Origin of the sequence: Streptomyces sp. NPDC058685 (assembly GCF_042714725.1) — a bacterium.
Classification (GTDB): Bacteria; Actinomycetota; Actinomycetes; order Streptomycetales; family Streptomycetaceae; genus Streptomyces.
In genome coordinates this window covers 40,354-60,992 of record NZ_JBHXSL010000018.1, presented here as the reverse complement: position 1 = coordinate 60,992, position 20,639 = coordinate 40,354, and the positions used below count along the sequence as shown (strand labels likewise).

General features: G+C 71.6%; 17 protein-coding genes. 7 read left to right on the top strand and 10 right to left on the bottom strand.

Features of this window, described 5'->3' with window-relative positions; genetic code table 11:
* The first annotated feature begins 1,204 nt into the window (after positions 1–1,204).
* Positions 1,205–2,407 (top strand): amino acid deaminase/aldolase, encoded by a 1,203-nt coding sequence (locus ACFWU3_RS17365; RefSeq protein WP_384437632.1) that lies wholly within the window; start codon positions 1,205–1,207, stop codon positions 2,405–2,407.
* Positions 2,408–2,471: 64 nt separating this feature from the next.
* Here ACFWU3_RS17365 and ACFWU3_RS17360 read toward each other — a convergent pair whose 3' ends face one another.
* The 4 genes from ACFWU3_RS17360 to ACFWU3_RS17345 all read right to left on the bottom strand — a co-directional run bounded on the left by ACFWU3_RS17360 (position 2,472) and on the right by ACFWU3_RS17345 (position 7,008).
* Positions 2,472–3,407 (bottom strand): DUF2510 domain-containing protein, encoded by a 936-nt coding sequence (locus ACFWU3_RS17360; RefSeq protein ID WP_384437629.1) that lies wholly within the window; start codon positions 3,405–3,407, stop codon positions 2,472–2,474.
* 68 nt (positions 3,408–3,475) lie between these two features.
* Complete coding sequence (locus ACFWU3_RS17355; RefSeq protein WP_384437626.1) at positions 3,476–4,261, bottom strand: 3-oxoacyl-ACP reductase; 786 nt, start codon at positions 4,259–4,261, stop codon at positions 3,476–3,478.
* Between the two features lie 6 nt (positions 4,262–4,267).
* A complete protein-coding gene (locus ACFWU3_RS17350; protein WP_384437623.1) occupies positions 4,268–5,635 on the bottom strand; it encodes an aldehyde dehydrogenase family protein in 1,368 nt (455 codons plus the stop codon).
* Positions 5,636–5,643: 8 nt separating this feature from the next.
* Positions 5,644–7,008 (bottom strand): glutamine synthetase family protein, encoded by a 1,365-nt coding sequence (locus ACFWU3_RS17345; protein WP_384437620.1) that lies wholly within the window; start codon positions 7,006–7,008, stop codon positions 5,644–5,646.
* Positions 7,009–7,086: 78 nt separating this feature from the next.
* On the opposite strand from ACFWU3_RS17345, the gene ACFWU3_RS17340 reads away from it, so the two are divergent.
* The 3 genes from ACFWU3_RS17340 (at position 7,087) to ACFWU3_RS17330 (ending at position 10,116) form a co-directional block, all read left to right on the top strand.
* Positions 7,087–7,815 carry a FadR/GntR family transcriptional regulator gene (locus ACFWU3_RS17340; RefSeq protein ID WP_384437617.1) on the top strand — a complete coding sequence of 243 codons (729 nt, stop codon included), beginning with the start codon at positions 7,087–7,089 and terminating at the stop codon, positions 7,813–7,815.
* Between the two features lie 133 nt (positions 7,816–7,948).
* Positions 7,949–9,394: an ethanolamine permease gene (gene eat / locus ACFWU3_RS17335; RefSeq protein WP_313947347.1), complete on the top strand. Its 1,446-nt coding sequence runs from the start codon at positions 7,949–7,951 to the stop codon at positions 9,392–9,394.
* 38 nt (positions 9,395–9,432) lie between these two features.
* Entirely contained in the window at positions 9,433–10,116 is a 684-nt protein-coding gene (locus tag ACFWU3_RS17330) for a gamma-glutamyl-gamma-aminobutyrate hydrolase family protein (protein ID WP_384437613.1), read from the top strand.
* Positions 10,117–10,250: 134 nt separating this feature from the next.
* On the opposite strand, the gene ACFWU3_RS17325 is transcribed toward ACFWU3_RS17330, so the two are convergent.
* Positions 10,251–11,189: a LysR family transcriptional regulator gene (locus ACFWU3_RS17325; protein WP_384437610.1), complete on the bottom strand. Its 939-nt coding sequence runs from the start codon at positions 11,187–11,189 to the stop codon at positions 10,251–10,253.
* Between the two features lie 70 nt (positions 11,190–11,259).
* On the opposite strand from ACFWU3_RS17325, the gene ACFWU3_RS17320 reads away from it, so the two are divergent.
* Positions 11,260–12,396: a TDT family transporter gene (locus tag ACFWU3_RS17320; protein WP_384437607.1), complete on the top strand. Its 1,137-nt coding sequence runs from the start codon at positions 11,260–11,262 to the stop codon at positions 12,394–12,396.
* Here ACFWU3_RS17320 and ACFWU3_RS17315 read toward each other — a convergent pair.
* The 4 genes from ACFWU3_RS17315 to ACFWU3_RS17300 all read right to left on the bottom strand — a co-directional run bounded on the left by ACFWU3_RS17315 (position 12,320) and on the right by ACFWU3_RS17300 (position 17,660).
* Positions 12,320–13,090 carry a helical backbone metal receptor gene (locus ACFWU3_RS17315; RefSeq protein ID WP_384437604.1) on the bottom strand — a complete coding sequence of 257 codons (771 nt, stop codon included), beginning with the start codon at positions 13,088–13,090 and terminating at the stop codon, positions 12,320–12,322. The genes ACFWU3_RS17320 and ACFWU3_RS17315 overlap by 77 nt on opposite strands.
* A gap of 27 nt (positions 13,091–13,117) precedes the next feature.
* Positions 13,118–13,696, bottom strand: coding sequence for a helix-turn-helix domain-containing protein (locus ACFWU3_RS17310; RefSeq protein WP_384437601.1), 579 nt, complete (start codon positions 13,694–13,696; stop codon positions 13,118–13,120).
* Between the two features lie 186 nt (positions 13,697–13,882).
* Positions 13,883–16,504, bottom strand: a complete 2,622-nt coding sequence (locus ACFWU3_RS17305; RefSeq protein ID WP_384437598.1) for an ABC transporter permease/substrate binding protein — start codon at positions 16,502–16,504, stop codon at positions 13,883–13,885.
* A complete protein-coding gene (locus ACFWU3_RS17300; protein WP_384437595.1) occupies positions 16,497–17,660 on the bottom strand; it encodes a glycine betaine/L-proline ABC transporter ATP-binding protein in 1,164 nt (387 codons plus the stop codon). Before ACFWU3_RS17300 ends, ACFWU3_RS17305 begins: the two co-directional genes overlap by 8 nt.
* Before the next feature lie 331 nt (positions 17,661–17,991).
* Between ACFWU3_RS17300 and ACFWU3_RS17295 the strand changes: the two genes are divergently transcribed.
* Complete coding sequence (locus ACFWU3_RS17295; protein ID WP_384437783.1) at positions 17,992–18,900, top strand: 5'-3' exonuclease H3TH domain-containing protein; 909 nt, start codon at positions 17,992–17,994, stop codon at positions 18,898–18,900.
* A gap of 48 nt (positions 18,901–18,948) precedes the next feature.
* Complete coding sequence (locus ACFWU3_RS17290; protein WP_384437592.1) at positions 18,949–19,791, top strand: siderophore-interacting protein; 843 nt, start codon at positions 18,949–18,951, stop codon at positions 19,789–19,791.
* 55 nt (positions 19,792–19,846) lie between these two features.
* Here the strand turns inward: ACFWU3_RS17290 and ACFWU3_RS17285 are convergent, their stop codons facing one another.
* Complete coding sequence (locus ACFWU3_RS17285; protein WP_384437589.1) at positions 19,847–20,524, bottom strand: MerR family transcriptional regulator; 678 nt, start codon at positions 20,522–20,524, stop codon at positions 19,847–19,849.
* Positions 20,525–20,639: the final 115 nt, after the last annotated feature.

Sequence of the window (20,639 nt, the reverse complement as noted above, 5' to 3'; positions counted from 1 at the left end):
CCGATCCGCCCGCGCTGTGCGGCGTCGGGTGCTGCGTCCGCCCCCGGGCGGCTCGCGGGCACGTCGGGCCGGGGCGTCACGGGATGACGGTCGCCGGACGCGGGGCGCGGGCTGTGCGAGGGCTGGCTGTGTGAAGGCTCGGGCCGTCGCGCCGCCGGGGGCCGACCGGGCTGCGCGTCGGGCCGGGGCGGTACGGAGTGGCGTTCGGCGGCAGAGGGGGGCGAGACCGGGCGGCGGGCCGCGGTCTGTCCGCCGTTCGCACGGGCGGCGGTCTCGGGACCACGAGTCGCCGGCGCGGAAGCGGGCACGGCGTCCGGGCGGGACGGGCCGACTCGCCGGTCCGACGACGCGGGACGCGGCGCGCTGTCGGGACGGGCCGGCTGCCGGCCGGCCGGACGCGGCGGCCGCACAGGAGCGTCGGAGCGTGCGTCCGCTGAGCCGGCGGTCGCGGCATCCGGTGCCGCCACCTGCGGCGGAACCGCACGGCGGTCGCCCTCGGGACGGCCGGGGCGTTCGGACGCCGGGCGCGCGGAACGCTGCTCGCGCGCAGCCGTGTGCGTCTCGGGGCGGTGCGGAGCGTTCTCGGTTCGCTGAGGAGCCTTCTCCGGCCGGTGTGCGGCACCGGGAGGGCTGTCGGGCATCGGCGGAACCGCCTGCCGGTCGCCTGACGCGGGGCGCCGGGTCTCCGTGGATGCAGCGGGCCGTGTGCCGCCGCGCGGCGGCACGGGGGCCTGGCGCGGGTCGCCGTCGCGGGACGGGCGCCGGGCGGAAGGGGCACTCTCGGGGCGACGCGGTTCCGGTGCCCTGGCGGGCGGAGCGGGCACGGCCCGCGTCTCGGCCGGAACACGATCACCCTGCGCCGGCGTGCCGGGGGTGTGCTCCGGAGGCAGCAGATCGCGCAGGCCGGACGGACGCTGCGGCTGGGGGTTCCGTGCGCCACGGGGCGCGTCCTGGTGGCGGGGCGCCGGACGGTGGTCCGGGTCCTCGGGGCCGGGAGGGCGTTGCGTCTCCGTACTCATACGGCCCCCCAGGTCCAAGTCCACGTACACCGACGGATCGCCTCTCGGGGCAGGCCCGTTCGTCACCGCGTGTGCGTCACTCTACGGGTTGAGGTACCCCCCACGGCACCGAGACCCCGCCTCCGTGGGGATCTGCCCAAAACGTCCCCCTACCCCGGGGTAATCCGGTCTGGCAAGCTCGGGCCATGACTCCCCGCGCAGCTGACCGGGCCCGCTACGACAGGGCCACCGCCCATCTCGACGCTCCGCTGGCCGTCGTCGATCTCGACGCCTTCGACGCCAACGCCGAGGATCTGGTGCGCAGAGCCGGGGGCAAGCCCATCCGCGTCGCGAGCAAGTCCGTGCGCTGCCGGGTGCTGCTGGAGCGGGTGCTGGCGAGGGACGGCTTCGCCGGGATCATGTCGTTCACGCTGGACGAGTCGCTGTGGCTCGCCAGGGCCGGCTTCGACGACGTCCTGCTGGCCTATCCGTCGGCGGACCGCGCGGGCTACGCCGAGCTCGCGGCCGACCCGAAGCTCGCCGCCGCGGTGACCGTGATGATCGACGACGCGGCACAGCTCGACCTGATCGAGGCGTCCCGGGCCGGGGGCAGGGAAGAGATCCGGGTCTGTCTGGAACTGGACACCGCGCTGCATCTGCTCGGGGGCCGGATCCGTGTGGGCGCTCGACGTTCGCCACTGCGGGAGCCGGCCCAACTGGCCGAGCTGGCACGCTCGATCGCCCGACGCCCCGGCTTCCGGCTGGTGGGAGTGATGGCGTACGAGGGTCATATCGCCGGTGTGGGTGACGCCATCGGCGGCCGTCCGATGCGTTCCCGGGCGATCAGGCTCATGCAGGCGACCGCCCGCAGGGAGCTGGCGGGCCGGCGGGCGGCCGTGGTGCGGGCGGTCCGTGCGGTGGCGCCGGACCTGGAGTTCGTCAACGGCGGCGGTACCGGCAGCGTGCAGCACACCGCGGCCGAGGACGCCGTCACCGAGATCGCGGCGGGCTCGGGGCTGTACCTCCCGCGGCTGTTCGACAACTACACCTCCTTCTCCGGCCGTCCGGCCGCGCTCTTCGCCCAGCCCGTGGTGCGCCGGCCCGGAGTGGGCGTGGTGACGGTGCTCGGCGGCGGCTATCCCGCGTCCGGAGCCGCCGGGGCGGACCGGCTGCCGGTCCCCTATCTGCCCGAGGGGCTGCGCTACGACCCGCAGGAGGCGGCCGGCGAGGTGCAGACCCCACTGCTGGGCTCCCCCGCGGACGACCTGCTGATCGGCGACAAGGTGTGGTTCCGGCACGCCAAGGCCGGTGAGATGTGCGAGCGGTTCGACACGCTTCAGCTGATCGAAGGGGACCGGATCACCGGGACGGCGCCCACCTACCGGGGCGAGGGCCGCACCTTCCTCTGACCGCCGGCACCGGCCCCGCCGGGGATGCCGTCGCCGTACAGGCGGGATTCCCTTACGGGCAGGGTCAGTTGCTCGGCCCGATGCTGCTGCCGACGCCTCCGCTCCCCGTGTCACCGTCCGCCCGGATACTCGCCGCGATCCTGTCCATGTCGGCGAGCTTCGGCGCGTCGGGGCCGGCGTCGAAGGCGAAGCGGATGATGACCATGGCCTCGGTGCCCACGGTCGAGGGGAAGACGAGCGACTGGACGTATCCGCCGGGGCCCTTGCCGGTGACGACCCGCCAGCGCACCAGATGGCCCGCGCGCCCGGCGACGGCGAAGGACCGGGACGTGAGGACGGTGTGGGAGGTGATCCCGCCGTAGATCCGGCTGCCGAGGACGTCCTCGTCGTACGCCTTGTCCGCCGCCGTGACGATGTCCTGCTCGGCGAGGGCCTTCGGCGTGGTGGCGGAGGTCCCGCCGGAGGCGATGGACGAGATCCGGCCGTGCCGGCAGAGCGACGAACCGCCGGCCGGGCATTCGTACGTCAGCTCCGTGCGCATGGTCGCGCCCTCGTCGAGGGTGCTGTCGGACTTCTCCCAGCCTTCGGGGATGGGTATCGAGATCCCGTTGAGCTGGTCGGTCAGCACGTCGGCGTCGTCGGCGGACGCTGTCGGGGACGGTGTGTCCTGCGGGTCCGCGGAGGTGCTGACGGGTGCGGTGGCACTCGGCCCCGCGTCCTTACCGCTGTCGTCGTCGCCGGGTGCGAGCAGGACGGCCGCCGTCGCGACGGCGGCCACGAGGACGACGCCGGCGACGGCGAACGCCACGAGCCGGCCCTTCGGTCTGCCTCCCGGGCCGCCGGTCCGCGCCATCGGCACTGTCGGCGGACCGAACCCGGCGGCCTGGGCCTGCACCTGGACCGCGCGGGTGTGCGCGGTCCAGGCGGTCCCGTCCCACCAGCGTTCGGTGCCGGGAACGCTCGGGTCCGGGTACCAGCCGGCCGGGGTCGTCATGCTCATCCGGTCAGCCTAGGGCCTGCCGTTCGGATCGTGCCCTGGCCCCTGTCCCGGGCGGCCTGTTCGGGCATCTACACGGGTGTGACGTACGCCCCGGCGATTCCGCCGTCCACCAGGAAGTCCGTTGCGTTGATGAACGACGAGTCGTCGCTGGCGAGGAACGCCACCGCGGAGGCGATCTCGTCCGCCTCCGCGAACCGGCCCGCGGGGATGTGCACCAGACGGCGCGCGGCCCGCTCGGGGTCCTTGGCGAACAGCTCCTGGAGCAGCGGGGTGTTGACGGGTCCCGGGCAGAGCGCGTTGACCCGGATGCCCTCGCGGGCGAACTGCACGCCGAGTTCGCGGGTCATGGCGAGCACGCCGCCCTTGGACGCGGTGTACGAGATCTGCGAGGTCGCCGCTCCCATGATCGCCACGAACGAGGCGGTGTTGATGATGGAGCCCCGGCCCTGGCGCTGCATGTAGGGGATGGCGGCCTTGCAGCACAGGAAGACGGAGGTGAGGTTGACGTCCTGGACGCGCTTCCACGCGTCGAGACCGGTGCTCAGGATCGAATCGTCGTCGGGCGGGGAGATCCCCGCGTTGTTGAAGGCGATGTCGACGGAGCCGTAGGTGTCGAACGCCGTCTTGAACAGCGCCTCGACCTGCTCGGCGTCGGTGACGTCGACCTGGACGAAGGTGCCCCCGACCTCGTCGGCGGCCGCCTTGCCCGCGATCTCGTCGATGTCGCCGCAGACGACGTTGGCGCCCTCGGAGGCGAGACGGCGGGCCGTCGCCAGGCCGATGCCACTGCCGGCGCCGGTGATGACTGCGGTACGGCCCACCAGTCGGCGGCAGATGTGTGCGGTGTCGGTCATGGGTGCTCAGGCCTCCGTGCTGATGAAGACGTTCTTGGTCTCGGTGAATGCGGTCAGGGCGTCGGGGCCGAGTTCGCGGCCGAGGCCGGACTGCTTGTAGCCGCCGAACGGGGTCGAATAGCGGACGCTGCTGTGGGAGTTGACGGAGAGGTTGCCGGCGGCGACGGCCCGCGAGACGCGCAGGGCGCGGCCGATGTCGCGGGTCCAGATCGAGCCGGAGAGTCCGTAGTCGGTGGCGTTGGCGAGCCGGATCGCGTCGGCCTCGTCGTCGAAGGGCAGGACGGCGGCCACCGGTCCGAAGACTTCCTCGCAGGCGGCCGGGGCGTCGGGGGCGATGTCGGTGAGGACGGTGGGCGCGAACCAGAAGCCGGGGCCGTCGGGGGCGCTGCCCCGGATGCCGGGCAGATCGTCCGGGACGTAGGAGCGCACACGGTCCAGCTGGATCTGCGAGATCAGCGGACCCATCTGGGTCTTCTCGTCGGCGGGGTCGCCCACGACGACGGACTCGATCGCGGGGGCGAGCAGGTCGAGGAACCGGTCGTACACCGTGCGCTGGACCAGGATGCGGGTCCGGGCGCAGCAGTCCTGTCCGCTGTTGTCGAGGAAGGACATGGGGGTGGCCTCGGCGGCGGCCCGGAGATCGGAGTCGGCGAAGACGATGTTGGGGCTCTTGCCGCCGAGTTCGAGCGTCACCCGCTTCACCAGTGGAGCGCTCGTGGCCATGATGCTCTTGCCCACCCGGGTGGAGCCGGTGAACACGATCTTGGCCACACCGGGGTGCTCGACGAGCGCGTTGCCCGTCACGTCGCCCGCGCCCGGCAGCACCTGGAAGAGATGCTCGGGCAGGCCCGCTTCCAGGGCGAGTTCGGCCAGTCGCAGCGCTGTCAGCGGTGTGGTCTCGGCCGGTTTGAGGAGGACGGCGTTCCCGGCGGCGAGGGCGGGGGCGGTGCCCCAGGCGGCGATCGGCATGGGGAAGTTCCAGGGCGCGATCACGCCGATGACGCCGAGGGGTTCGAGGATGGTGATGTCGAGACCGCCGGCCACGGGGATCTGGCGCCCGGTGAGGCGTTCCACTCCCCCGGCGGCGAAGTCGAGGAGGTCGCGGACGTTGCCGGCCTCCCAGCGGGCGTTGCCGATGGTGTGGCCGGCCTCGCGCACCTCCAAGCGGGCCAGTTCCTCGACGTGTTCGTCCACGACGCCGGCGAACCGGCGCAGCAGCCGGGCCCGGTCGGCGGGGGCGGCGGCCGCCCACCCTTCCTGGGCCTTCGTGGCGCGGGCGACGGCGGCGTCGACCTCGGCTGCACTCGTCGCCGGGACGGTCTCGATCACCTGCCCCGTGGCGGGGTTGACCACCTCGTGGTGGGCGTGCGTCACAACGTGCCTCACAGACGTTCGAAGGAGCGGCGAAGCTCCCAGTCGGTCACCGCGGCATCGAACGCCTGGAGTTCGACACGCGCCATGTTGCGGTAGTGCGCGACGACTTCGTCGCCGAAGGCGGCCTTGGCGATGGCGCTGTTCTCCCACAGCTCGGCGGCTTCCCGCAGGGTGGTGGGGACCTGCTCGTATCCGGCGGTGTAGGCGTTGCCGGTGCACTCCTCGGGCAACTCCAGCTTGTGCTCGATGCCGTACAGCCCTGCCGCGACCAGTCCGGCGACAGCGAGGTACGGGTTGACGTCACCGCCCGGGAGCCGGTTCTCGAAGCGCAGGGAGCGGCCGTGGCCGACGACGCGCAGCGCGCAGGTGCGGTTGTCGTAGCCCCAGGCGACGGCGGTCGGCGCGAAGGAGCCGGGCTGGAACCGCTTGTAGGAGTTGATGTTGGGCGCGTACAGCAGCGAGAACTCGCGCAGCGCGGCCAGCTGTCCGGCGAGGAAGTGGCGCATGACCGGGGACATGCCGCCCGGGCCGTCGCCCGCCATGACGTTGGTGCCGTTCTCGTCCTGGAGCGAGAGGTGGATGTGGCAGGAGTTGCCCTCGCGCTCGTTGTACTTGGCCATGAAGGTGAGCGAGACCCCCTCCTGCGAGGCGATCTCCTTGGAGCCGGTCTTGTAGACGGCGTGCTGGTCGCAGGTGATCAGGGCTTCGTCGTACTTGAAGGCGATCTCGTGCTGGCCGGGGTTGCACTCGCCCTTGGCCGACTCGACGGTCAGTCCGGCCGCGGCCATCTCGTTGCGGATACGGCGCAGCAGCGGCTCGATCCGTCCGGTGCCGAGCACGGAGTAGTCGATGTTGTACTGGTTGGCCGGGGTGAGGTCGCGGTAGTGGCGGTCCCAGGCCTGCTCGTAGGTGTCCTTGAAGACGATGAACTCGAGCTCCGTGCCGGCATGGGCGGTGAACCCGTGTTCGGCGAGGCGCTCCAGCTGGCGGCGCAGGACCTGGCGGGGTGCGGCGACGACGGGCGAGCCGTCGTTCCACGCGAGGTCGGCGACGAGGAGGGCGGTGCCCTCGTTCCAGGGGATGCGGCGCAGGGTGGCCAGGTCGGGGTGCATGGCGAAGTCGCCGTAGCCGCGCTCCCACGAGGACATCTCGTAGCCGTCGACGGTGTTCATCTCGGTGTCGACGGCGAGGAGGTAGTTGCAGCCCTCGGTGCCGTGTTCGAGAACCTCGTCGAGGAAGAACGGTGCGGCGAACCGCTTGCCCTGGAGCCGCCCCTGCATGTCGGGGAAGGCCAGGACGACGGTGTCGATCTCACCGCTCGCGATGAGGGCACGAAGCTCCTCGACCCCGAGCGGGGGTTTGCGGTCTGCCACGGGATTACGCCTCCTTGGGTCAGCCGGAAGCCATAAGGTATTACCGAAGACCATTGCCTGGGAAGAGGAAACGGCGACGTGGCGAAGACGAACGATGCGGCCGACCGGCTGACACCCGTGCTGCGCCCCGTACGCGCGGGCAACGGCTTCGAGGAGGCACTGGAGCAGATTCTCCAGCTGCTGCGCCTCGGGCTGGTCCCCGGCGGCGAGCGGCTGCCCGCCGAACGGGAACTCGCCGAGCGGATGGGCATCAGCCGGGTCACCCTGCGCGAGGTGCTGAAAGTCCTCGCCGACCAGGGTCTGGTGGAGAGCCGGCGCGGCCGCTACGGCGGCACGTTCGTGCTGCACCGCCCGGACGCCCACGGCGAGGACGAGCTGCGCCGCCGCGTGGCGGACGTCGACGTCGAGGACACCCTGCGCTTCCGCGAGGTGCTGGAGGTCGGCGCGGCGGGACTGTGCGCCGCGCACGGGCTGACCGACCAGGACGCGAAACGGCTGCGCAGCGCCCTGGCCTCCACGCACGACGCCCCGCTGGCCGCGTACCGGCGCGCGGACACCCTGCTGCATCTGACCCTCGCGGAACTGTCCGGGTCGCCGACGCTGGCCGCCCGGTACGCCGCGGTGCGGGCGACCCTGAACGATCTGCTCGACTGCATTCCGCTGCTCGTGCGCAACCTCGAACACTCCCAGCAGCAGCACAGCGCGCTGGTCGAGGCGGTGCTGGACGGCGACGCCGACGCGGCACGCGAGGTGATGCGGGAGCACTGCGAGGGCACCGCGGCACTGCTGCGCGGCTTTCTGCCCTGATCGGGCGGCCGGCGGGCCGTACGGGGGCGCCCGCGGGCCGATCCGTAACCTCACCTTTACGCACAGGGGTTGCGCATTCCGGATGGCTGCCGCAAAGGTGTCCGCACAAACCTTTGACTGCCAGGAGCGACTCATGGCCGAAGGCACGACCCCGCGCACCACTTCCTCCGCCGACGACGCCTACCTCCAGCGGCGCACCCTGCGCCGGGGCAGCGCCGGCTGGCTGCTGCTCACCGGACTCGGCGTGGCCTATGTCGTCTCCGGCGACTTCGCCGGCTGGAACACCGGCCTCGCCAAGGGCGGCTTCGGCGGCCTCGCGATCGCCACCCTGCTGATGGGCGTGATGTACGCCTGTCTCGTCTTCGCCCTCGCCGAACTCTCGGCGATCCTGCCCACGGCGGGCGGCGGTTACGGATTCGCCCGCCGCGCCCTCGGCACCTGGGGCGGCTTCCTCACCGGCACGGCGATCCTGATCGAGTACATCCTCGCGCCCGCGGCGATATCGATCTTCATCGGTGACTATGTCGAGTCACTCAACCTCTTCGGACTGGAATCGGGCTGGCCGGTCTACCTCGCCTGCTTCGTGATCTTCATCGGCATCCACCTCTGGGGAGTCGGCGAGGCGCTGCGCTTCAGCCTGGTCGTCACGGCCATCGCGGTCGCGGCGCTGCTGATCTTCGTGGTCGGCGCGTTCACCGACTTCTCGGCGGGCGGCCTCGACGACATCGCCGTGGACACGAACGCGTTCGCCTCGAACTCCTGGCTGCCCTTCGGTCTGCTGGGCATCTGGGCGGCCTTCCCCTTCGGCATGTGGTTCTTCCTGGGCGTCGAGGGTGTGCCGCTCGCCGCCGAGGAGGCGAAGGACCCGGTGCGCTCGATGCCGAAGGCCCTCGCCATCTCCATGGGCGTCCTGGCGGTGCTCGCCACGCTCACCTTCTTCGCCGCGACGGGCGCGAGCGGATCGGACGCCCTGAAGGACGCCGGCAACCCGCTCGTGGTCGCCCTGGAGGGCAGCGGCGACCCGACGCCGCTGAGCCGCTTCGTCAACTACGCGGGGCTCGCGGGCCTGGTCGCGTCCTTCTTCTCGCTGATCTACGCGGGCTCCCGCCAGCTCTTCGCCCTCTCCCGGGCCGGCTACCTCCCGCGCTTCCTGTCGCTCACCAGCCGCCGCAAGTCGCCCTACCTCGGCCTGCTGATCCCCGGCGCGCTCGGGTTCGCCCTGGCGGCGGGCACGGGCAACGGCGCGCGGATGCTCAACATCGCGGTCTTCGGGGCGACGATCAGCTACGCGCTGATGGCTCTGTCGCACATCGTGCTGCGGCGCCGGGAGCCGGAGCTTCCGCGCCCCTACCGCACCCCGGGCGGCATCGTCACCTCCTCGGTCGCCTTCGTCCTCGCGCTCTCCGCGCTGGTGGCGACGTTCCTGGTGGACAAGGACGCGGCGTACATCGCGCTCGGCGTCTACGCCGTCGCACTCGCCTACTTCGCGTTCTACTCTCGGCATCATCTGGTCGCGAAGGCACCGGAGGAGGAGTTCGCGGCGCTGGCGGCGGCGGAGGCCGAACTCGAACGCAAGTGACGCGCTTGACGCAACTGCCAGGAACGAACGGAGTCACCGTGTCCAAGCCGCTCATCGGCGTCACCACCTACCTCAACCCCGCCAAGTGGGGGGTGTGGGAGCTGCCCGCGGCACTGCTGCCCGCGGCGTATCCCCGCATGGTCCAGGCGGCGGGCGGGCTCGCGACGCTGCTCCCGCCGGACGAGGACCCGGCCTCGGCCGAGGCGGTCGTGGCCCGGCTGGACGGCCTGGTGATCGCCGGCGGTGCGGACGTGGAGCCCGCGCGCTACGGCGCACAGGCGGACCCGCGTACCGGGCCGCCCGCGCGGGACCGGGACGCCTGGGAGCTCGCCCTGATCCACGCGGCGCTGGCCACGGGCACCCCGCTGCTGGGGATCTGCCGTGGGATGCAGCTGCTCAACGTGGCGCTCGGCGGCACCCTGGTCCAGCACCTGGACGGGCATGTGGGCGGTGTGGGCGTCTTCGGCACCCACACGGTCCGGCCGGTCCCCGGCACCCGGTTCGCCTCCATCACCCCGGAGACGACGAAGGTCCCGACCTACCACCACCAGTCGCTCGACGTCCTGGCCCCGGCCCTGACGGTGGGCGCCCACGCGGACGACGGGACGGTGGAGGCGGTCGAGACCGCGGACGGGTGGGTGCTGGGCGTGCAGTGGCACCCGGAGATGGGCGAGGACGTCCGGGTGATGCGGGCACTGGTGGAGGCCGCGTCGGCGGTCTGACGGGCGGGGCGGCGCGGGCTGTGCTCGGCCGGCGCCCGCCGGCCGGCGGGGCGGCACGGGCCGTTCGGCGCCACCGAGCCGCCAACCGCTCGGGCGGCCGCCCACTGTCCGGGACCACCATCCCGACCCGCCGCTCATCCCCGCGTCAGGGACAGCAGTTCTCTCGCCGGTCCGGTGGGCCGGTGGGAGGACGGCCAGACCGCTCGCAGCGACCGGTCCATGCTCACCGACTCCACCGGGACCTCCGTCAGCCGCCGTGCCGCCACTTCCTCGCTCACCGCGAGCTCGCTCAGCACGGCGGGACCCGCCCCGCTCACCGCCGCCGCCTTCACCGCCGTCGTCGACGCCAGTTCCAGCAACGGCTCCGCCAGGCCCCCGTGGCCGGTGAGGGCCGAGTCGAGCACCTGGCGCGTACCCGATCCGCGCTCCCGCAGGATCAGGGGCTCCGCGGCCAGTTCACCGGCCGTCAGAGGGCGCTTGCGCCGCGCCCAGGGGTGTCCGGGCGCCACCACGACCAGCAGCCGGTCCTGGCCGATCACCGCGCCGTCCAGGCCCTCCGGCACCGACAGGCCCTCCACGAAACCGAGGTCCGCCTCACCCGCGAGCAGTTGCTGGGCCACCGTCGCGGAGTTGCCCGCCAGCAGCGAGACCGCCGTCCCGGGCCGCTGCGAGCGCAGCGCGATCAGCCAGCCGGGCAGCAGATACTCCGCGATGGTCATCGACGCCGCGACCCGCAGGCGCGAGTCGCGCCGCCCCCGCAGCGCCTGAGTCCCCACGTCGAACGCCTCCGCAGCCTCCACGACCCGCCGCGCCCAGTCGGTGACCAGCGCCCCCGCGTCGGTGAGCCGTGAGCCGCGCGGTGAGCGGTCCACCAGGGCGACTCCGAGCTGCCGCTCCATCGAGCGGATCCGGCTGCTCGCGGCGGGCTGGGTGATACCGAGCTCGCGCGCCGCGCGGCCGAGACTGCCGTGCCGGGCGACGGCCAGCAGCAGCTCCAGCGCGCCCAGATCAGGCACGCGGTGAGCCAGCGGTACACGCTCGCCCTGGTCGTCGTCCTTCGGTCCCCTGCTCATAAACCCAGCTTATGGGGCCATAGGAAAAAGATCCCTGGTGGGGAGCGCCGCCCGCCAGGACAGTGGAGACATGGTCACCGCCGTACACCCCCGCAGTCGCACCGTCGCCGACGCGACCACCCCCTCGCGCACGACCGTACGGCTGCCGACGCTGCGCCACTTCGGACCCAACTGGTACGCGAGCGTCATGGGCACCGCCATCGTCGCCAACGCCGGTGCCGCACTCCCCTACGACGTCCCGGGCCTGCGGACCGTCTGCGAGGCGATATGGGCCCTGTCCGCGCTGATGCTGATCGTGGTGCTCCTCGCCCGCGCGGCGCACTGGCTCCACCACCCCGACCAGGCCCGCGCCCATCTGCTCGACCCGGCGATCGCGCCCTTCTACGGGTGTCTGTCGATGGCGCTGCTGGCCGTCGGCATCGGCACGGTCTCCGTCGGCCGGGACGTGATCGGCGAACCGGCGGCGGTCGCGGCCGCGTTCGCCCTCTTCGGCGTCGGGACCCTCATCGGCCTCGTCGTGGCGGTGGCCGTCCCGTATCTGATGGTCGTCCGCCACCGCGTGACACCGGGCACGGCCTCACCGGTGTGGCTGCTGCCCGTCGTCTCCCCCATGGTCGCCGCGTCCCTCGGCCCCTTCCTCGTCCCGCATCTGCCCGCGGGCCAGTGGCGCGAGGCGCTGTTGCTCGGCAGCTACGCGATGTTCGGCATCAGCCTGATCGCCACGCTGGTGATCCTTCCGGTGGTCTTCTCCCGGCTGGTCCACCACGGCCGGCTGCCCCTCGCGCTGACTCCGACGCTCTTCCTGGTCCTCGGCCCGCTCGGCCAGTCGACGACGGCGGTCGGCAAACTCGCGGACGTGGCACCGGACGCGATCCAGGCGCCGTACGCCACGGGGTTCGCCGCCTTCGCCGTGATCTACGGCGTGCCCGTGATGGGCTTCGCGCTGATGTGGCTGATGCTCGCCGGCGCCATGGTGGTGCGGGCGGCCCGGGACGGTATGCCGTTCTCGATGAGCTGGTGGGCCTTCACCTTCCCCGTCGGCACCTGTGTGACGGGCGCGGCGAGTCTGGCCCACCACACCGGGCTGTCGGCGCTGACGTGGTCGGCCGTCGGCCTCTATCTGCTGCTGGTCACCGGCTGGGCGGTGGCGGGGGTGCGCACGGTGCGTGGTCTGCTCGGCGGAACGCTGCTCGCAGCGCCGCGCTGAGGACCGCCGGCGCCTCCGCCAACGACGGCCCGTACCAGGTCAGATGGCGGCCGCTGACGAGCGCCGCCGCCATGTCGGGGAACGCCTCCGGTCCGTCATCGGCGGTGAAGCGGTACGGCTCGTCGGGGAGCACCGCCAACCGGGCTCCGGTGGCGCGCAGTTCGTCCAGGGGGATGCGCGGGTAGCGCTCGGTGTGCCCGGCGTAGGTGTGCGTCACGCCGAGCCTCGCCAGGAGGTCGCCGGCGAAGGTGTCCCGGCCGAGCACCATCCAGGGCCTCCGCCAGATGGGGACGACGGCACGCAAGTGGCCCGGCTCGTCCAGTGGTTCTACGGCCGACCATGCCTCGCGGGCCTCGTCGAGCCAGACCGGCGGGGCGAGACCGCAGCCCGCCACCAGGACCCGGTTCAGTTCGCCGAAGGCCTGGTCCAGGTCGCGTACCTCGGTGACCATGACCTCGACCCCCGCGGCGCGCAGGGCGGAGAGGTCGGGCTCCCGGTTCTCCTCCTCGTTGGCGATCACCAGATCCGGGCGGAGGGCGATCACCGCCGGTACGTCCGGATTCTTGGTGCCGCCGATGCGGGGGACGTCGAGGTCCGCGGGATGGGTGCACCAGTCCGTGGCGCCGACCAGCATCCCGGGCGCGCTGACGGCGACCGCCTCGGTCAGCGACGGCACGAGGGAAACCACACGCATGAGGGCTCCTGAAGGCTGCCGGCCGGTCTACGGTTCCGGTGTCTCGAGGTGCTCGGCGACGGTGACCACGACGATGCGGGTCTCGGGCAGGGTCGCCCGCCACCGGTGCCGTACCCCGCCGGACAGGAACAGGGTGTCCCCCCGGACCAGGCGGTAGGCGCGGCCCTCGGCCTCCAGCTCCACCGCGCCGTCGGCGATGTACATCAGCTCGTCGTTGCGGTGCTGGAACTCTCCGCCGGTGTCGTGCTCCCCGGTGAATTCCAGGGCTTCCAGCTGGTGACGGCCCCGGACGAGCCGTCGCGCTCTCGGCACGGGCGATGCGTCGTCGTCCTCGTCGGCGCGTACGACCGCGATCGTGCGTGCCGCGTCGGACGCGGCGAGCAGCCTGCTCGCCGTGGTCTCCAGGGCGTCGGCGACGCGCTGGAGCGAGCGGACGCTGGGGCGGGCGCGTTCGTTCTCGACCTGGCTGAGGAAGGGGATGGACAGGCCGCTGCGCTCGGCGACCGTGGCAAGGGTGAGGTCGAGCGCGCGACGGCGCCGGCGCACGGCAGCGCCGACGCGGAGACGTTCGGTCTCCTTCGGGTCCTTGCCGTCCTTCTCGTCCATCTGCCGGGCTCCCCTTCCCCTGGTCTGTCTTCACCTTACGCAGCTTCGGGGTCCGACCGCTCCCGCATCAGGTCACGGGCCCGGCTCCGGCGGGGAAAGCCGGACGGGGCGGCCCCCGCCTCCGGCGAGAACCACCCCGTTGCGCTCCGGGTACGGCAGGCAACCCGCCGTCACTGTGCGCGACCGCTACTGCGGTGCCATCCGGTCGGCGATGCCCGGGTTCTCCTCCATCCAGGCCTTCACCGCCTCCTCCTCGTGTCCCGTACCGCGCTTCTGGATCTCGTTCTCCAGGCCGGCGAGCTGCTTCTCGCTGAGCTTGAAGTTCTTGAGCCAGCCGGTCAGCCGCGGATAGTTCTTCGGGAAGTCCTTGCTCGCCACCGTGTGGATCCGGTCCCCCGTGCCGAAGGCCTTCTTGGGGTCCTTCAGCTTGGTGAGGCCGTACTCGCTGTAGGCCCAGTGCGGGGTCCACAGCATGACGGCGATCGGTTCCTTCTTGGCGTACGCCCGCTTCAGCTCGGCGAGCATGCCGGGGGTGGAGCTGTCGACGACCTTGTACTCACCGTCGATGCCGTAGCCCGGCAGAACCTTGTTCTTGAGGATGTTCATGGTCTCGGTGCCCGGCTCGATACCGACGATGCGGCCCTTGAACTCTCCACCGCGGCCCTTGAGATCCTCGAGCGAGTCGACACCCTTCACATAGGAGGGCACCGCGATCTCCAGCGAGGTGGGGCCGTACCACGAGCCGACGTCGGTGAGTTTGTCGCCGTACTTGTCCCAGTACTTCTTCTGGGTGTTCGGCAGCCAGCCGTCGAACTGGACGTCGATCTGGCCGCGCGACATCGCGGTGTACATGGGACCGACCTCGAACTGCTTGAGGTTCATCCTGTACCCGCGCTCCTCGAGGACCGCCTTCCACAGGTACGTGGCGGCGATGTCCTCCTCCCACGGGAACCAGGCGACCTCCAGCGGGCGTTCGCGCTCGTCCTTGCCGTTCGCGGCCTTGCCCGCCTTGGCGACGGGGGTCCACTTGTCGGCGAGCCCGGGGTTCTTGTCCAGCCAGTCGCGTACGGCGTCCTGCTCCTTGCCCTTGCCGGTCTTCTGGATCGTCGCTTCGAGGTCCGTGAGCTGCTTCTCGGTCATCTTGAAGCTCTTGAGCCACTTGCCGACCTGCGGGTTGTCCGCCGAGAAGCCCTTGCGCGCCAGCGTGTGCACGCCGTCGCCCTTGCCCCACGCCACCTTGGGGTCCTTGAGCTTCTTCAGGTCGTAGCTGCTGTAGGCCCAGTGCGGCGACCACAGCGTGGTGACGATCGGTTCCTTCTTCTCGTACGCGCGCTTGAGCTCGGCGAGCATGCCGGGCGTCGAACCGTCGACGACCTTGTACTCGCCCTCCAGGCCGTACTGCTTGAGCACCTTGTCCTTGAGCAGGCCCATCATTCCGGCGCTCGGCTCGATGCCGATGATCCGGCCCTTGAACTGTGCCGACTTCCCCTTGAGGTCCGCCAGCGAGTCGACGCCCTTCACATAGGAGGGCACGGACAGCTCCAGCGAGGTGGGGCCGTACCAGGAGCCGAGGTCCTCCAGTTTGCTCTGGTACTTCTTCCAGTACTGGGCGTGGGTGACGGGCAGCCACGAGTCGGTCTGGAAGTCGATCTGGCCGCCGGCGAGGCCGGTGTAGAGCGACCCGGCCTCCAGCTGCTTGGTCTCGACCTCGTAGCCGCGCTGCTCCAGCAGTTCCTTCCACAGGAAGGTGGACGCGATGCCCTCGTCCCAGGGGATGTAGCCGATGGAGACCTTCTTGCCCTGACCCACGTTCGAGGCGTCGGACGCGTCGGCGGACTTGGTCCCGCCGAACATGCCCATACCGCCGGCGACCAGCGCGAGGACGACGACACCGACGACCGCGACGACGGGCTGCGGGCGGTGGTCCCAGATCTTCAGCCCACCGGTCATGGCCTTGGCCTTGGCGATCGCGCGACGGCCCAGCGGCGAGACCTGACGGCCGAGCGCGCCGGTGATCCGGTCCAGGTACATGGCGAGGATGACGATGGAGATGCCCGCCTCGAAGCCGAGACCGATGTCGACGTTGCCGATGGCGCGGTACACCGCGCCGCCGAGCCCGCCGCCGCCGACCATGCCGGCGATGACGACCATGGACAGGCCCAGCATGATGACCTGGTTGATGCCGGCCATGATCGTGGGCAGCGCGAGCGGCAGTTGTACGCGCAGCAGGGTGTTGCGCGGAGTGGTGCCGAACGCCTCGGCGGCCTCGACGAGTTCCTCGTCGACCTGGCGGATGCCGAGTTCGGTCATCCGTACGCCGGGCGGCAGCGCGAAGACGATGGTGGCGATGATGCCGGGCACCACGCCGACACCGAAGAAGATGATGCCGGGGATCAGGTACACCATCGCCGGCATCGTCTGCATGAAGTCCAGGACCGGCCGGGTCACGGCGCTGACGGTCTTGGAGCGCGAGGCCCAGATGCCGAGCGGGACGGCGATCACCAGCGTGACGATGGTGGCGACGAGCACCAGCGAGAGGGTCGACATCGCGTCGTCCCACAGTTCGATGGAGTCGATGAGGGCGAAGCCCGCGAAGGCGAGCCCGCCGGCGAGCAGTCCGCGCAGCCACCAGGCGACGACGGCGAGCATGCCCGCGAACAGCAGCGGTTCGGGTGCGGAGAGCACCGAGTCGATGCCGTCGTACATCCCGGTGACGACCGAGCTGATGGCGTCGAACAGCCAGGAGAGATGGGACTGGAGCCAGTTGACACCGCTGTCGACCCAGTCGCCGAGATGGAGCCTAGGCACTGGCCACCGCCTTGTCGGCCGCGTCGGCGTCGCCGGTCGTGGCGATGCTCTTCGCGGGGGCGGGGCTCTGCGGCGGCACGGGCGCCGGGGTCATGGGCTCGCCGAGGACGGCGAGCAGCCGGGCACGCGGTACGACGCCGATGAGTTCGCCCTCGTCGTCGATGACGGCGACAGCGACACCGCTGGTGGAGCAGGGCGTGAACAGCTCGATGATCGGGGTGTCCGCGGAGACGGTGGCCGGGGCGGCGGCGAGTACGTCGCGGGCGCCCTTCAGCTCCTTGCCGTTGTCCGTCCTGCTGCCGTACGCGGTCTCCGGGTCGGCCATGATCGCGCCGGCGGTCAGGACGCGGGAGCGGTCGACGTCCTGGGTGAAGGAGGCGACGTAGTCGTTGGCGGGCGTGACGAGGATGTCCTCGGCGGTGCCCAGCTGCACGATCTCGCCGTCGCGCATCACGGCGATGCGGTCGCCGAGACGCATGGCCTCGTTCAGGTCGTGGGTGATGAAGACGATGGTCTTCTTCAGCCGCTTCTGGAGCTCCAGGAGCTGGTCCTGCATGTCGCGGCGGATCAGCGGGTCGAGCGCGCTGAAGGACTCGTCCATCAGCAGCAGATCCGCGTCGGTGGCGAGCGCGCGGGCGAGGCCGACGCGCTGCTGCATACCGCCGGACAGCTCGTCGGGCCAGGAGTTCTCCCAGCCGGCGAGACCGACCATCTCCAGCGCCTCGGCGGCGCGGCGTTCGCGCTCCGGGCGGGCGACGCCCTGGACCTCGAGCCCGTAGCCCGCGTTCTCCAGCACGCTGCGGTGCGGGAAGAGCGCGAAGTGCTGGAAGACCATGCTGATCTTCGTGGAGCGGACGGTGCGCAGGTCGCGCGGGCTCAGGGCGGTGAGGTCCTGGCCGTCGAAGAGCACGCGTCCGGCGGTGGGGTCGAGCAGCCCGTTGAGCATGCGCAGCAGGGTGGACTTGCCGGACCCGGAGAGACCCATGACGACGAAGATCTGACCCGGTTCGACGGCGAACGAGGCATCGATGACCGCTGCGGTCGTGCCGTCGGCGCGGAGCTCATCGCGGTCTGCTCCGCCTTCGAGCCTGCTCACCGCTTCGTCGGGTCGTCTGCCGAACACTTTGTACAAGTGCTCGGCTTGCAGCCTGGACACATACACCTCACCCATCGAACCGAAAACGGTCTGCCACCCCCGACTGGCAGACCGTGGAGCTTTGCGGGGTCGGCCCGCTTGCCCGAGGCAATTGTTGAAACATGCACGGGGTCCGCTCCGGGCCCGCGCCTTCCCTGGCGGGAACAAGCCAAACGAAAGAGTGACCCAGGTCACCTTCGCGGCGCTCAGGGGCCGTTCACCGGGCGGCTCGCGGCCCTCCGTCGCGCCCGCCGGGTCCTTTGTGGGCTCGCGATGGCTCTGCGTGGGGCCCGCCGGGTGCGAGGTGGCTGTCGGTGGGGTGCGGCATCATCGGGGTGTGACGCGACGCCTGATGCTCCTCGACACCGCTTCCCTGTACTTCCGCGCCTATTTCGGGGTCCCCGACTCCGTGCGGGCCCCCGACGGCACCCCGGTCAACGCCGTGCGCGGGCTGCTCGACTTCATCACGCGGCTGGTCCAGGACCACCACCCCGACGACCTGGTGGCCTGCTGGGACAACGACTGGCGGCCGCAGTGGCGGGTCGACCTGATCCCGTCGTACAAGGCGCACCGCGTCGCCGTCGAGACGGAGCGGAGCCTCCCCGACGAGGAGGAGATCCCGGACACGCTGTCTCCGCAGGTTCCGGTGATCGCGGCGGTGCTGGACGCCCTCGGCATCGCCCGGGTCGGCGCGGACGGGTACGAGGCGGACGACGTGATCGGCACGCTCACCGCGCGCGCCACCGGTCCGGTGGACATCGTCACCGGCGACCGTGACCTGTTCCAACTGGTCGACGACGCGCGCGGCCGCCGGGTGCTGTATCCGGTCAAGGGCGTCGGGACGCTCCAGACGACGGACGAGGCCTGGCTGCGCGAGAGGTACGGCGTGGACGGTCCCGGCTACGTCGATCTGGCGCTGCTGCGGGGCGACCCGAGCGACGGCCTGCCGGGCGTGCCCGGGATCGGCGAGAAGACCGCGGCCAAACTGCTGGACGCCTTCGGCGACCTGGCCGGAATCATGGCCGCCGTCGACGACCCGGCAGCGAAGCTCACGCCGTCGCAGCGCAAGCGGCTCGACGAGGCGAGGGACTACGTGGCGGTCGCGCCGACCGTCGTGCGGGTCGCCTCGGATGTCGAACTGCCCCCGTTCGACCCGGCCCTGCCCACGGAACCGCGCCATGCGAAGACCCTCAACGAACTCGCGGCGCAGTGGGGACTCGGCGGCGCGCTGCTGCGCCTGCTGGGGACTCTTCGCGCGTGAGGTGTTAACTTAGGCAAGCCTAAGCAGCACGAGTTCAGGGAGACCGCCGTGGCAGAACGACCGGCCCGCACGTCACCGAAGGCCTATGAATCGCGGGTGGTGCACACCGAGCACCTCACCCCGCACATGGTGCGCGTCGTCCTGGGCGGCGAAGGGCTGGCGGACTTCGGTCTCGACGGCTTCACCGACCACTACGTCAAGCTCCTGTTCACGCCGGAGGGCGTCAGCTACCCGGAGCCCTTCGACATGGACCGGATCCGTGCGGAGTTCCCGCGCGACCAGTGGCCGGCGAACCGCACGTACACGGTCCGGAGCTGGGACCGGGACAGCGGCGAGCTGACGATCGACTTCGTGGTCCACGGCGACGAGGGCCTCGCCGGCCCCTGGGCGGCGCGGGCCCGCGTGGGTGACCTCCTGCGCATCCTCGGTCCCGGCGGCGGCTACGCGCCCGACGCCGCGGCGGACTGGCATCTGCTGGTGGGCGACGAGAGCGCGTTGCCCGCGATCGCCGCGTCGCTGGAGAACATGCCGACGGGTGCGCGGGTGCACGCCTTCGTGGAGGTCGAAGGACCCGCGGACGAGCAGAAGGTCGTCACCCCGGACGGCGTGGAGATCCACTGGCTGCACCGCGCCGGCCGGCCGGTCGGCGAGGCGCTGGTGGCGGCGGTGACCACGCTGGAGTTCCCCGAGGGCACGGTGTGCGCGTTCGTCCACGGCGAGGCCGGCTTCGTGAAGGAACTGCGCCGCCATCTGCGACTTGAGCGGCAGGTACCGCGCGAGCAGCTGTCGATCTCGGGTTACTGGCGACTGGGCCAGAGCGACGAGGCGTGGCGCGCGGTGAAGCGCGAGTGGAACGAGCAGGTGGAACGGGAGCAGGAGCCGGCGGCCTGACGACGGGTCGGGGGTGTACACCCGGGGCCGAGGGCTGATCGGCCGCACCCCGCCTTCACCCCCGCGGCTCCCCCACCCCCGCCGACCTCGCCACCCCTCCCTGTCCGTTCCAGGACACCCACGCCGAACCGTCCGCATGCGCCAGCCTGCGCAGTGACGCCAGGAGCGCGTCCCCGAGGACCGTGCCGACGACCGCGCTCTCCACCACACCCTCCAGGCCCGCCGGGCGCGCGACGTACGCCAGGTCCGCCCGTGCCACCTTCTCCGCCGCGTCCGCGTAGGTGTCGAGCACCTGGGCGAAGTCCCCGTGACCGGCACGCCCCAGCGCGGCCAGTGCCGTCGCGAGCGCGTCCGCGGCCGGGGAGTCGTCCTCGACGAGCCAGCCGCGCCGGGCGATCAGTTCCCGGACCAGCGCACGGGCGGCCTCCCCTTCGGCATCCGCCTCGCCCTCGCCGTACCGGGGGGCGATCAGGTCCGCGGCCACGCCCAGCACGCTGTGCACCGACCTGCCGCCGTCGTCGACAGCGGCGAGTACGTCCGCGACGGCCGCCACCTTGAGGCCGCCGACATCCAACAGGGCGCGGATCAGGCGCAGTCGGCGTTCGTGCGCCTCGTCGTACGCCGCCTGGTTCGGGCTGGTCAACCGGCCGGCAGGCAGGAGCCCTTCCCGGACGTAGTACTTGATCGTCGGTACCGGCACGCCGGTCCTGCGGCTCAACTCCCCTATGCGCACGACGTGTTCATCCTTCCGCCCTTGCCGGTGCACCTGCGCGTCATGGATAGTGAGGCTATCCGATAGTGGGTAGTTCCACTATCCATAGGCCGTTCCCCGGCGACTCGGGCCCATC